The following is a 13,006-nucleotide window of genomic DNA, read 5'->3' as shown; positions in this document are numbered from 1 at the left end:
CGTGGCAAAGGGCTCCGAGTCGCCGCCCAACGGGCAGCGTTTAGGTGAAACAGGACAAAGCCGTCAGGGCCGTTGAGTGTTAACCGGCCCTTGAGCGGCTAGTCGTCGCGACTATTCATGATAGCCAATGCCTGGCGCTCGATGAAGTCGCCCATGGTATCAATGCCGCGGAAGGCAAGAATGGTGTTGCGCACGGCGGCTTCGACCAGCACGGCCAGATTTCGGCCGGCCGCCACTTGAAGCATGACGCGTTTGATGTCCACCCCCAGCACTTCCTGGGTCTGGTCCTGAGTAGGCAGACGCTCGAAGCTGTCGGGGTTGGAACGAACCAGGTGCACAATTAGTTTAAGCTTCATTCTACGACGAACGGAGGTTTCGCCGAAAATGGTGCGAATGTCCAGCAATCCCAGCCCGCGTACTTCCAGCAGGTTTTGCAGCAGGGGCGGGCATTGGCCGTCAATCATGTTGGGAGCCGTGCGGGACAGCTCAACCGCGTCGTCTGCGACCAGCCCGTGACCGCGGGAGATCAGCTCCAGCGCCAGCTCACTTTTGCCCAGACCGGATTCGCCGGTAATCAGCACGCCCAGACCCAGCACATCCATGAACACGCCATGCATGGTGGTTTTTGGGGCCAGACGTTTGCCCAGATAGATGCGCAGCAGATCAATCAGCTGGGCGGCATCGATAGGGGTGTAGAGCAGCGGCACCCCTTGTTCTTCGCAAAACTGGATCAGGTCATCGGGCGCAACGGCATCGTTGGCAATGAACAGGGCAGGAACACCGCCTTGCCTGAGATCATCCAGATGATGCAGGCGACGTTTGACGTCAAAGCGGTTGTAGAAAGAGAGTTCTTCAGGGCCGAAAACCTGAATCCGACCAGGGTGGATCAGGTTCAGGTGGCCGACCAGATCCGCGGCAGAGGCGCCAAGATCGGGGATGGGACGTTGGGCAGCTTGTTTCCCGGCTGCCCAGCTTACCTCGAGCTTGTCATTATTATCATTGACCAGTTCTTGAACTGTCAGCATCGGGATGTTCCGCGTTGAGATCAGGGGTCTGGGTCAGGAGTTGGTGAATTTGAACAGGGTCCGTTTCCTGGGCCAGCGCCTGGCGGATGTCCTGATCGGCCATCAAACGGGCGATCTCGGCCAGCAGGTCCAGGTGGATTTGAGTAGCCGTTTCTGGAACCAGCAAAAAGAACAGCAGGCTGGCGGTACGACCGTCGCTGGCATCAAAACGCACCGGCTCGGCCAGACGCATGAAAACGGCACAAGGCTCCTTCAAGTCCTTGATGCGGCCATGCGGGACGGCAACGTCGTGGCCAAGGGCAGTGGAACCCAGACGCTCGCGAGCGATCAGGCTATGGAAAACGGCTGTCCGGGCAATACCGTGATGGTTCTCGAAAATCAGTCCGGCTTGTTCAAAAGCGCGCTTCTTGCTGGTAACAGCAAGATCCAGAACCACGTTGGACAAAGGCAAAATACGCGACAAGAGATTCATGACGGCCATTATAGGGGGGAATGTTTTTTAGCTAAACATTTTTTGGATGGCTAACAACAGGCGGACACTGTGCCAAGAAACACAAAACCCCGAACTTCTGAAAGAACGGGGTTTGTCGGCAGGCGATGCCCGCTGTAACAGTTCGGCGTGATCAGGCTGCCGGAACTTCGAGCCGCTTGGCGGGCTCATGCGCATGGCTGTTTGCCTTTTCCTTGTATTTCAGAATCTGGCGGTCGATTTTATCGGCCAGCAGATCGATGGCGGCATACAAGTTCTCGTCTGAAGAGGCGCAGTGTATATCTTTGCCGGGGACACGGACGGTCACTTCGGCATTGTGCTTCAGGCGTTCAATGGAAAGCATAACCTGCGAGTCAACCACATTGTCGAAGTGCTTTTCAATTCGACCAATTTTGCTTTTGACGTAGTCGCGAATGGCAGGAGTTATGTCAAGATTACGGCCAGTGATGTTAAGGCTCATATAGGCTCTCCGTAGTAGTCAAACAACATGTTTCAGAGGGTAGGAATATCTTCGTATTTAGCCTCCTTACTACTGATCTTGGATATTCCAGTATACCTATATGTTGGCCAGATAACATGACCTGGATCAATCTGCGATGTGCAGGAAAACCCTTGCTCCGACAGGCCCCGTTACAGGGCCAGAAATCGGCTTACATTCGGAAGTTCGAGCCCAGGTAAACCTTGCGCACGGCTTCGTTATCAATAATCTCGGACGGGTGCCCGCTGGTCAGCACAGTGCCTTCGCTGATGATGTAGGCGCGGTCACAGATACCCAGAGTTTCACGCACGTTGTGGTCGGTAATCAGCACGCCAATATTGCGGCTTTTCAGAAATTGCACAATGCGCTGAATTTCGATCACGGCGATCGGGTCCACCCCGGCAAAGGGTTCGTCCAGCAGAATAAAACGGGGGTTGCTGGCGAGCGCGCGGGCAATTTCTACGCGACGGCGCTCGCCACCAGACAGGGATAGGGCGGTATTTTGTCGGATGTGCGCAATTTGCAGCTCGCTAATCAGGGTTTCCAGGCGCTCGTTGATATCGTTCTTGCTGATGCTGCGGCCGTTATCGTCCAGCTGCAGTTCCAGTACGGCGCGGATGTTCTCTTCAACCGTCAGGCGGCGAAAGACGGATGCATCCTGGGGCAGATAGGACAGGCCCAGCCTTGCCCGCTTGTGCATGGGCATGGCGGTAATAGGCGTGCCATCAATTTCAATGCGGCCTGCATCGGCGGGCACAATGCCCACAATCATATAGAAGCTGGTGGTTTTACCAGCCCCGTTCGGGCCTAGCAGGCCCACCACTTCACCGCTTTCCACATTCAGGGAAACATCCTGCACGACCGTACGTTTGCCGTAGGTCTTGCGCAATCCTTGCGCAATCAGGCTGCCTTTGGTCGAGTGGCTGGCGCGGGTAGGGGTAGACGGGTTGTTAGGAGCAACCATGATTCAAAGGTGTCCGGGCTATTTGCGGGGGGAGGACTTGCGTTGGCATTCGGCCACAGCAGCATCGGCATTGGCGCGTGGGCGGGCCACAGAGCGAACCCGGCCATCACGGGTGGCGGATTCGGCGCCACCAAAGGCTTGATACGTACCGTCTTTTTGGCGGTAGATAATGCGTTGCCCCTGAATGGAGTCCTGCAGTTTGCCGCAAATATAACGATTGACGACCGCCTTGCCAATCAGCTCGACCTCTTCTGTCTTGCCGTTATAAATGCCTCGGACGCCTTCAGCGACCAACAGCTCGAATTTGGCAGGATCTTCCTGGCGAATGGTGACACGGGCGCGCTCGGTCACCGTAGCGGTGCCGTGCTGGAAGCCTTCTGCATCTTGCTCGATAGCCAGTTGGTCGGCCATCAAGGTCATGGCGCCACGGGTCAGGATGATATTGCCCTTGTAGATGGTCTGCTTGGCAATATCGTCGTAAGTAAGGGTGTCGGACAGCACGGAGGTGTCCGGTTCGGCGGCAGCAGAGGCAGCCGCTTGGGCCAGAGCAGGGGCCGTAGGCAGCAAAGCCAGGCTGGCGGTGCTCAGGCACAGGGCCAGGGCACCACGCAAAAGGCTAAAAGAGAGCTTGGGCTTGTGGCTCAGGCGGGCGCTGTCAGGCGTGGTCATGGAGGGGAATCCTTAGAGCTGTTGGAAGAACGCGCTTTTTGTGTTTGTTGGCCCGAGATTTTAACGTCGGATTCCGACATGACGTTCAATTGGCGAACGCGATTATCGTAACGCATCCCGGTCCCGCGCATGGTGGATTGGCCATTGACGACTAGGGCCGGTTCGTTGGTGTACACCACGTCCTCTTCGGGCAGGATGATCAGCACTTCACTGCGTACATCCATTGCCTCGTCATCGGGCGTGGCCTGGCGGTGAATATGGGCATTGCCCTTCATGGTGATGGTGTCCCCGCCCGCATTCATATGCGCGGTGTCGGAAGTGGCAATGGTCAAAGGCGAATCGGCCCGGTTGCTGACCGCGCGCGGAGAAGTGATGTCGTGCGAGTCGTCATCCGGGTAGTGGTAGGCAACCTTGCCATCCAGGCGGCTGATGGCCATCCCGGTTTGGTCGGAGCTGATCATGGTGAAGTCGCGCGCCCAGGAGTCCGGTTCGTGGGTAACACGGCGTGGCGGATCAATGGCGACCGAGCTTTGGGTGTAATCGACCGCCCACAGTGTTGCCAGCACCAGCATGGCCAGCAGCAACAGGGAAATGACGGTGGGTAGACGGTCACGCATGATTACTGAATGACTCCCGTGGTCTTCAAGGGACCACCTGTAATAAAGGCGGCCAGGCGACCTTGGGACGCCAGGATGGCATCACAGCATTCGCGCACGGCGCCGTGGCCGGCGGGCTGCGTTGCGACCCAGCTGGCAATTTGACTGATATAGAAGGGGGCTTCAGGCACGCTGGCGGAAAAACCTACGCGTTGCATGGCGGGCAAGTCGATCAGATCGTCGCCCATATAACCCACTTCACTTAAAGACAGGCCGTTTTCCTGAGCCAATTGGGTCAGGACGGCAATCTTGTCGCGCACACCCTGGTGGACAAAGGGAATGCCCAGCTCGGCAGCGCGACGCGACACGATACCGCTTTCGCGTCCGGTAATCAGGGCGACGCCAATGCCGCTTTCGCCCAGCATGCGCAAACCATGGCCGTCCAGAGCGTGAAAGCTCTTGAATTCCTCGCCGTTTGCGCTGTACCACAGGCGTCCGTCGGTCAGCACGCCGTCCACGTCAAACACCATCATGCGCAACTGGCGCAGTTGGTTGCGCACGTTCTCGGGCAGCTTGGCCAGAATTTGAGCTTCAGCGGGGTGGAGCGGGATGGTGGGCGTATTCATCATGATCAGATTACCTTTGCAGCCAACAGGTCGTGCATGTGCAGAGCTCCCAATAGTAGCCCGTTTGTGTCCAATACCAGCATTTGGCTGATACGCAGGGCATCCATTTGCTCGGCCGCTTCAATGGCCAGGGCTTCGGCGGCAATGCTGCGCGGTTCGCGTGACATGCCCTCGGAAACAGGCAGGTTGCGGATGTCGCCCGCACGTGCAATCAGGCGGCGCAGGTCGCCATCGGTGAACATTCCAACGGGATGACCTTGTGCGTCCGTGACAATCGTCATGCCCATGCCCTTGCTGGACATTTCCATCAGCGCATCGGGAATCAGGGTCTCGGGGGAGACGATAGGCAGTTGTTCGCCGCTGCGCATTATGTCGCGCACAAACGTCAGTAATTGACGGCCCAGCGCACCACCGGGGTGGGAACGGGCGAAATCTTCGCGGCTGAAGCCTCGTGCTTCCAGGCAGGCAACGGCCAGCGCATCGCCTAATACTAAAGCGGCTGTGGTGCTGGCCGTGGGAGCCAGGTTGAGCGGGCAGGCTTCATGCTCCACATGCGCATCCAGATGCAGATCGGCATTTTGGGCCAGTTCGGACTGGGCATTGCCGGTGATCGCAATCAGTTTGGCACCCATACGACGAAGCACGGTCAGCACTGTGACCAGTTCCTGGGCCTGACCGGAGTAGGAAATGGCAATCACCACGTCCTGCTTGGTAATCATGCCCAGGTCGCCGTGCAAGGCTTCGGCAGCGTGCATGAAAAAAGCGGGGGTGCCGGTTGACGCCAATGTAGCTGCAATCTTGCGCGCCACATGGCCGGACTTGCCGATGCCAGTCACCACCACGCGGCCCTGGCAGTGCACGAGCAGCTTGGTGGCTTCTACAAAACTTTGGTCCAGACGTCCGCCCAGCGCTTGTAACGCTTCAACTTCAATGGCGAAGGTGCGTTGTGCCGAGGACAGGATATGTGCGGGATCTAAAAGTGCCGTTGTATTCATGGCGAAATTGTAAACGTGAAGTGTCTGCTTGGCATGCAGATTTGCAGGAGGCAAATTGTAAGGTCAGATGCCCTTGGACCAGTGGCAGGCAGAATAGTTTAGGGTTAAGATACGTCTTGTTTTGTAATTTCAGTAATTACTGAAAATTCAGGAAGCCATGAATCTAGGACCACAGGCAGAGCGTTTTATTCTGCACTTTGGGGAGATGGGCGGGCGCTGGGGGGTCAACCGGACGGTTGGCCAGATCTATGCGTTGCTGTTCATTGCACCCGAAGCCCTCCACGCCGACGAGATCGCTGAAACGCTAGGCATCTCCCGTTCCAATGTCAGTATGAGCTTGCGCGAGTTGCAGTCCTGGCGACTGGTCAACATGACGCACAAGATCGGTGAACGCCGCGAATACTTTGAGTCTCCCAAGGATATTTGGGAGATTTTCCGTACCCTGGTGGAAGAGAAACGCAAGCGTGAGATAGATCCCACATTAACTTTATTGCGAAGTATCCTAATGGAAGCGCCCGTCAATGACGAAGAGGCATATGGGCAGCAACGCATTAACGAAATGTTGGAATTGATCGAGTTGGCTTGTGGTTGGTTTGACGAGGTTCATCACTTACCGCCCGAGACCCTGCAAAATCTGATGCGTTTAGGTAGCAAAGTTCAGAAAGTGCTGGGTTTCGCCGGGAAGATTCGCAAAGCTGATCAAACTGGGGGTCGTCATGATTGATCTGGATGTCGTTACCTTGTCGCGGTTGCAATTTGCTTCTACCGCGATGTTTCACTTTTTGTTTGTGCCCTTGACGCTAGGCCTGTCTTTCTTGCTGGCCATTATGGAAAGCGTCTATGTCATGACGGGCAAAGCCATCTGGCGCCGCATGACCAAGTTCTGGGGCGTACTCTTTGGCATTAACTTTGCCCTGGGTGTCGCGACCGGGATTGTGATGGAATTTCAGTTCGGCATGAACTGGGCCTATTACAGTCACTATGTAGGCGATATTTTCGGAGCGCCGCTAGCCATTGAAGGATTGATGGCTTTTTTCTTGGAAGCAACCTTTGTCGGCCTGTTCTTTTTCGGCTGGGATCGCCTCTCCAAACTGGGACACCTGATTGTTACCTGGTTGGTGGCCATTGGTACCAACCTGTCGGCCCTGTGGATTCTGGTCGCTAACGGCTGGATGCAAAACCCGGTCGGCGCCATCTTCAACCCCCACACCATGCGTATGGAAATGACCGATTTTGCCGAGGTCATTCTCAATCCCGTTGCGCAAGCCAAAGTTGTTCATACCGTCAGTGCCGGTTATGTCCTGGGTGCCATGTTCGTGATGGGCATCAGTGCCTGGTACTTGCTGCGTGGTCGCCATATTGATCTGGCCAAGCGCTCGATGACGGTAGCGGCCAGTTTCGGCTTGGCGGCGTCCCTGTCCGTGGTGGTGCTGGGTGATGAAAGTGGTTACCTGACCACTGAACACCAGCAAATGAAGATTGCAGCCATGGAGTCCATGTGGGAAACCGAGGAAGCGCCTGCCAGTTTCAATCTTTTGGCCTGGCCTGATCAGGAGGCCCGTGAAAACCGCTTCGCCGTGGAAATTCCATGGGTGATGGGCTTGATCGGGACACGCTCAGTCAGTACCCCCATGCTGGGCATCAACGAACTGGTCGAACATGCCAAGATCCGTATTGCCAATGGCTTGCGCGCATACGAGGCACTTCAGTTAGTGCGTGCTGACGACAGCAATATCGAAGCCCGCCGTGTCTTTGACAATAACTGGAAAGACCTGGGCTACGCCTTGCTGCTCAAGCGTTATACGGATGACATCACCAAGGCCGATACCGACACCATCGCCCAGGCCGCCTGGGATACGGTGCCACAGGTTGCGCCTCTGTTCTGGAGCTTCCGTGTGATGGTGGGCTTGGGGCTGTACTTCATCCTGTTCTTTGGCGTGGCTTTTGTGCTGGCATCGCGTGACCGTCTGCAACGTCACCCGCGCTTGCTCAAAGCGGCTGTCTGGAGCATTCCCCTGCCTTGGATTGCGATCGAATGTGGCTGGTTTGTGGCCGAATTCGGACGTCAGCCCTGGGCGATTGAAGGCGTCTTGCCGACTTACTATGCCGCTTCCGGCCTGTCCTTTGTGGACCTGATGATCAGTATGACCATCTTCCTCTTGCTCTACAGCACCCTGGCGGTGATTGGCATCAAGGTCATGTTGCATTCGATTCGTAAAGGTCCGGACGAGGCTGGCGAGACCGTCACACCTTCCGCTTTGTCTTATGGTTCGCGCAACGCTCCGTTGCTGCGCGGTTAAGGAGGGGGAACCATCATGGAAAATTTGATTCTTCTCGATTACGACACCTTGCGCATCATCTGGTGGCTGCTGCTGGGCGTTTTGTTGGCAGCGTTTGCCATCATGGACGGGGCCGACCTGGGTGTGGCCATGGTGTTGCCACTGGTTGCTCGCAGCGATGACGAACGGCGCACGCTGTATAACGTGATCGGCCCGGTCTGGGAAGGTAACCAGGTCTGGCTGATCGTGGCCGGTGGTGTGGCCTTTGCGGCCTGGCCCCTGTTGTATGCCATGGCTTTCTCGGGCTTTTACCTGGCCATGATGCTGCTGTTGGTGGCCTTGATCGTGCGCCCGGTTGCCATCAAGTACCGCAGCAAGCTCAGTTCGTCACGCTGGCGTCGCAACTGGGACGCGATCTGGACTGCTTCCGGTCTGGTTTGTGCCTTGGTATTCGGGGTGGCTATTGGTAACGTCATGCTGGGCGTTCCATTCGGCTTTGATGAAACTACGTTGCGTCCGATGTACCAAGGCAACTTCTTCGGCCTGTTCCAGCCCTTTGCCATTCTGTGTGGTTTGCTCAGTGTCCTGATGCTGGCTTTCCAGGGGGCGGTTGTGGTGGCCTGGAAAGGCAGTGATCATGTGGCGCGTCGTGCGCGTGCCTGGGCCATGCCTTTGGGACTGCTGTCCATCGTGGCTTTTGCCGCCGGTGGCTGGTGGATCAGTGCCATGAATGGCTACAGCATGGCCTGGCCTGATGTGGCCCATGCCATGTCCAACCCCATTGGCAAGACGGTCGATATGGTGGAAGGTGCCTGGTTGGCCAACTACCGTACCTGGCCTGCCTTGTGGGCGGCTCCCATTGTCGGTTTTGCAGGCCTGTTGTTTGGTGCCTTGCTGGCTGGCCGTGGTCGTGGCTTGCTGGCGCTGCTGTTCTCGTCCCTGGCACTGGCCGGCATCATCCTGACCTTTGGGTTTGCCGTCTTCCCATTCCTGCTGCCTTCGTCCTTGAACCCCGGTTCCAGCCTGACCCTGTTTGATGCTTCGGCCAGTCATCTGACCTTGTGGATCATGCTTCTGGTGACACTGGTGTTCCTGCCTATCATCGTGCTTTATACCTCCTGGGTGTACAGCGTGATGCGTGGCAAGGTGTCGGTTGCCAGCATGAAAGATTCTTCTCATTCTTACTAAGGAGGCCAGCGCATATGTGGTACTTCTCTTGGATTCTAGGTTTGGGTCTGGCCTGCGCATTCTCCATCCTGAATGCGATGTGGTTCGAGCTGCGTGAGAACACTGCTTTGCAGAATGCAGCATCCTCCAAGATCAATGCAGATATCGAGGCCTGATTGACCCCGCAAAGTCCAACGGCGCAACAATGGCTGGGGCAATTCTCCAGCCGCGCCCGCACGGCTTTGCGGGCTTCCATGCTGGCCCCTGTGCTGGCTGGCGCTTTACTGATTCCCCAGGCCTGGTTGCTGGCAAAGATTGTGCAGGCAATTGTGGTCGATGGCTTGCCCTGGACAGGGCAGCTTTTCTCTATTCTGATGGTGGCCGCGCTTTTGCTGCTGCGTGCCGCCATTTCCGCTTTTGGTGAACGCCGTGCGCAAAAGGTTTCAGAACAACTGAAACAAGGGCTGCGCTCCGAGCTGTTTGCCCGACTGTTCCGCAGTACGGTGCCGCGCTTGCGGGCCAGCAATAGCGGCGAACTTTCCACCAGTCTGATCACGCAAATCGAAGCTCTGGATGGCTTTGTGACGCGCTACATCCCTTGCATGGCGGCCGCTGCCCTGGTGCCTTTGGCGCTGGTGCTGGCGGTCTTGCCGGTGGATGGCATTGTTTCCTTGATTCTCTTGCTGAGCACTCCCCTGATTCCCCTGTTCATGGCCTTGGTGGGCTGGGGGGCGGAAGCGGCCAGTCGTGAGCAACAACAAACCACGCTGCGCCTGTCCGGCTTTTTCGCTGACCGTCTGCGCGGCATTTTTACCCTCAGCCTGATGGGGCGCGGGCAGGACGAGTTGCAGCGTGTGGAGCTGGCCAGTCAGGAACTGCGTACACGCACCATGAAAGTGCTGCGTATCGCGTTTCTATCGTCAGCCGTGCTGGAGTTCTTCGCGGCATTGGGTGTGGCCGGGATCGCTGTTTACATTGGCTTGGGTTACCTGGGCTATCTGGGCGAGTCCTTTTCGGGCATCAGCCTGCAACAGGGCTTGTTCTGCTTGCTCCTGGCTCCCGAGGCTTACCAGCCCTTGCGCCAGTTGGCCGCCAATTATCACGACCGGGCAGCGGCGCGTGCAGCGGCGGTAGAGGTCGACAGACTGTGGGCAAAACTGGGCCAGGATTTGATTCCTGCTGCCCCCACCAGCGCAGACCATGAAGCGGTTTTTCCCAACTTGCCGGTACTGGTATTGCGTCATCTGCATTTGCCGCAGCTGGGCGGGCAGGGGACCTTGCTGGAAGTGCCCGGCCTGCAACTCTATATAGATCAGTCCTATGCGGTGTTGGGAGCCAGTGGCTCCGGCAAGACCAGCCTGCTGGAAAGCCTGATTGGTTTGCGCCCCTTGTCGCAGGGTGAAATCCTGCTGCGCAATAGCGACACGGCTGGTCGCCTGCTGACGCGCCACGACGGTGTCGTACTGGTTTCCCAGCAGGCTTTTTTAGCCATGGGCACGATTGCCGATGGCTTGCGTCTGGCAGCGCCACAAGCCAGTGATGAACAACTGTGGCAAGCCCTGGAACAAGCCTGTGCTGCCGAATTTGTACGGGCCTTGCCCGATGGTTTACAGACGGCGCTGGGTGAAGGTGGGTTTGGACTTTCAGGTGGTCAGATTCAGCGCTTGGCACTGGCCCGCCTGTTTTTGACCGACCCGCATGTGGTCTTGCTGGACGAACCCAGCTCCCGCCTGGATGCGGCGACACGCGATCGTGTCATGCGTAATATTCTGCGCTTCTGTCAGGGACGCTGTCTGGTCGTGGCCACGCATGACCAGGAACTGGCGGCAATGTGCTCGAACCAGTTGCACATCGCCCAAGGAGTTCTGACGGCATGAAAGCGTGGTTTCGTCTTTTAGGTTCCAGCCTGCGCGCACGACGCGGGGCGGTGCTGTTTACGGTTCTGCTGGCGATCAGCACGGTGGCCGCCGGTGTTGGCCTTTTAGGTGTAGCGGGCTGGTTTTTAAGCAGCGCTTTCCTGGCTACCTTGGGCATCGTATTCAATCTGTTTGGTCCTTCGGCCATGATTCGTGGCCTGTCCTTTTGGCGTATCGCCTCCCGGTATCTGGAACGAGTAGTCGGCCATGCCCTGACGCTGGATCTGCAAGTACGCATTCGCAGCCTGGTTTTCGGGCGTTTGAGCCGCTTCAGTCAGTCTCGCCTGGCTCAGTTCCGGGATGGGGAGCTGGCTTCCAGCCTGACCTCTGACGTGGCTGTGCTGGATCTGGTGCTCTTGCTGATTTTGGTGCCGCTGACCACAGCAGTAGTGGCCGGTCTGGTCTTTAGCGCGGTGCTGCAAACCTGGCTGTCCTGGTGGGCCTGGCTGATTCTGGCTTGCCTGCTGATCGCAGCCTGTCTGATTCCGTACATCTGTGCCCGTGGCGCCAGCCGTGCAGCCCAGCAGGTGCATCAACTGGAAAACCGCCAGCGTGTTCTGGTGCATCAGGCCATCCGCGCCTATGCCGATATTCAGGTGTTTGCCGCTGCGGATGCCGTGCAAGAGCAAGTGGACAAGCTTGGCCTGGAGCTGGGACAAGCCCGTTTACGCAGCAATGGCTGGGGCATTGTCGGGCAGTTTTCCCAGCAAGTCTTGATGGGCGTGGCCTTGATGACCTGCCTGCTGGTTGGAGCACAGCAGGTCAATCTGCAAGCCATGAGCGGCCCTTTGTGGGTGGGTCTGGTGTTGGCTCTGCTGGGTTTGTTCGAAATTATGGCTCCCATGATGCGCGGCGCGTCTCGTTTGGGAGAGGTTCAGGCGGCCAGCAATCGTTTGCTGACCATTCTGGACGAGCCCGAGGACGGCGATCAGGCGCAAGGGCAGGCGATTGCACTGGACAAGCCGGCCTCTCTGGAAATCACGGACCTGAATTTTGCTTACGGTACGCAGCCGGTATTGGAGCATTTGTCGCTGCAAGTCCAAGCCGGAGAGCACATTGCCATTTTTGGCCCCAGCGGTTCGGGCAAGTCCACCTTGCTGGGCGTGCTGATGCGCTTGTTGCCTGTCTCGGGACAGCAGTATCTGGTGGAAGGTGAAACAGCCCAGCATTGGAGCCGCGCCAGCTGGTTTGATCATTGCGCCTTGCTGGCGCAGGACTCGCCGCTGTTTCTGGGTTCGGTGCGGGATAATCTTTTGCTGGCAGAACCGACGGCTTCGGAGCAACGAATCTGGCAGGTGCTTCACGATGCTCAACTGGACAGTGTGGTACGCGATTTGCCCCAAGGGCTGGACACCTGGCTGGGCGAGGGCGGGCAGCAATTATCTCTGGGGCAGCAGCGCCGCCTGTGTCTGGCGCGTGTGTTGCTGTCGCCTGCTCATATCTGGTTTCTGGACGAGCCTACGGCCAGTCTCGATGGCCCGACCAGTCAGGCTTTGATGCAGGATATTCTGGCCGCAGCGCGTGGGAAAACCGTGATTATGGCAACCCACGATACCCGCTTGCTGCCTTTGGTCGATAGCGTTTATCAGTTTGAGGTGGGCCGTTTGCAGCGTAAATCCGACACGCCAATAAATACTTTAGAGCCAAACTAAAAGGACGCTTCGGGTCAAGTCTGTGGCGTTTTTTGCCCAATCGCGTCGTATTAGTACAACTTACGAGCACAAGCCGGGCGAGCCCTTGTTGCTGCTGCCCAATTGTGTACACTTGCAACGTATCCAAGTGCGCCCTTCGCGCCCGGATT

General features: G+C 57.3%; 14 protein-coding genes. 6 read left to right on the top strand and 8 right to left on the bottom strand.

Going from position 1 to position 13,006, the window contains the following annotated elements:
• Positions 1-98 precede the first annotated feature (98 nt).
• From hprK to DUD43_RS16560, 8 genes are all read right to left on the bottom strand, one after another.
• Complete coding sequence (hprK, locus tag DUD43_RS16595; RefSeq protein ID WP_153231148.1) at positions 99-1,025, bottom strand: HPr(Ser) kinase/phosphatase; 927 nt, start codon at positions 1,023-1,025, stop codon at positions 99-101.
• Entirely contained in the window at positions 997-1,497 is a 501-nt protein-coding gene (locus tag DUD43_RS16590) for a PTS sugar transporter subunit IIA (protein WP_051316301.1), read from the bottom strand. The genes hprK and DUD43_RS16590 overlap by 29 nt, the downstream gene beginning before the upstream one ends.
• Before the next feature lie 151 nt (positions 1,498-1,648).
• Positions 1,649-1,975 (bottom strand): ribosome hibernation-promoting factor, HPF/YfiA family, encoded by a 327-nt coding sequence (hpf, locus tag DUD43_RS16585; RefSeq protein WP_009458652.1) that lies wholly within the window; start codon positions 1,973-1,975, stop codon positions 1,649-1,651.
• A gap of 190 nt (positions 1,976-2,165) precedes the next feature.
• Positions 2,166-2,957: an LPS export ABC transporter ATP-binding protein gene (lptB, locus tag DUD43_RS16580; RefSeq protein WP_153231147.1), complete on the bottom strand. Its 792-nt coding sequence runs from the start codon at positions 2,955-2,957 to the stop codon at positions 2,166-2,168.
• Positions 2,958-2,975: 18 nt separating this feature from the next.
• Complete coding sequence (gene lptA, locus DUD43_RS16575; RefSeq protein ID WP_153231146.1) at positions 2,976-3,626, bottom strand: lipopolysaccharide transport periplasmic protein LptA; 651 nt, start codon at positions 3,624-3,626, stop codon at positions 2,976-2,978.
• Complete coding sequence (gene lptC / locus DUD43_RS16570; protein WP_153231145.1) at positions 3,623-4,243, bottom strand: LPS export ABC transporter periplasmic protein LptC; 621 nt, start codon at positions 4,241-4,243, stop codon at positions 3,623-3,625. Before lptC ends, lptA begins: the two co-directional genes overlap by 4 nt.
• A gap of 2 nt (positions 4,244-4,245) precedes the next feature.
• Positions 4,246-4,851, bottom strand: coding sequence for a KdsC family phosphatase (locus DUD43_RS16565; protein WP_153231144.1), 606 nt, complete (start codon positions 4,849-4,851; stop codon positions 4,246-4,248).
• 2 nt (positions 4,852-4,853) lie between these two features.
• Positions 4,854-5,843, bottom strand: a complete 990-nt coding sequence (locus DUD43_RS16560; protein ID WP_153231143.1) for a KpsF/GutQ family sugar-phosphate isomerase — start codon at positions 5,841-5,843, stop codon at positions 4,854-4,856.
• A gap of 157 nt (positions 5,844-6,000) precedes the next feature.
• Between DUD43_RS16560 and DUD43_RS16555 the strand changes: the two genes are divergently transcribed.
• The 6 genes from DUD43_RS16555 to cydC are packed head-to-tail and all read left to right on the top strand — an operon-like array spanning position 6,001 to position 12,857.
• Complete coding sequence (locus DUD43_RS16555; protein ID WP_153231142.1) at positions 6,001-6,567, top strand: GbsR/MarR family transcriptional regulator; 567 nt, start codon at positions 6,001-6,003, stop codon at positions 6,565-6,567.
• On the top strand, positions 6,560-8,143 hold the full coding sequence (locus DUD43_RS16550) for a cytochrome ubiquinol oxidase subunit I (RefSeq protein WP_153231141.1): 1,584 nt from the start codon (positions 6,560-6,562) through the stop codon (positions 8,141-8,143). The genes DUD43_RS16555 and DUD43_RS16550 overlap by 8 nt, the downstream gene beginning before the upstream one ends.
• A gap of 15 nt (positions 8,144-8,158) precedes the next feature.
• Complete coding sequence (gene cydB, locus DUD43_RS16545; RefSeq protein ID WP_153231140.1) at positions 8,159-9,310, top strand: cytochrome d ubiquinol oxidase subunit II; 1,152 nt, start codon at positions 8,159-8,161, stop codon at positions 9,308-9,310.
• A 14-nt stretch (positions 9,311-9,324) separates the two neighbouring features.
• A complete protein-coding gene (gene cydX, locus DUD43_RS16540; protein ID WP_153231139.1) occupies positions 9,325-9,465 on the top strand; it encodes a cytochrome bd-I oxidase subunit CydX in 141 nt (46 codons plus the stop codon).
• A complete protein-coding gene (gene cydD, locus DUD43_RS16535; RefSeq protein ID WP_228125826.1) occupies positions 9,466-11,166 on the top strand; it encodes a thiol reductant ABC exporter subunit CydD in 1,701 nt (566 codons plus the stop codon). It abuts the gene before it with no gap.
• Positions 11,163-12,857, top strand: coding sequence for a thiol reductant ABC exporter subunit CydC (gene cydC, locus DUD43_RS16530; protein ID WP_153231138.1), 1,695 nt, complete (start codon positions 11,163-11,165; stop codon positions 12,855-12,857). The genes cydD and cydC overlap by 4 nt, the downstream gene beginning before the upstream one ends.
• The last annotated feature ends 149 nt before the right edge of the window (positions 12,858-13,006 follow it).

The sequence above is a fragment of the Alcaligenes faecalis genome (assembly GCF_009497775.1).
In the GTDB taxonomy this organism is placed as follows: Bacteria; Pseudomonadota; Gammaproteobacteria; order Burkholderiales; family Burkholderiaceae_B; genus Alcaligenes; species Alcaligenes faecalis_D.
The sequence above is the reverse complement of the archived record's forward strand: the minus strand, read 5'-3'. Positions and strand labels throughout refer to the sequence as shown.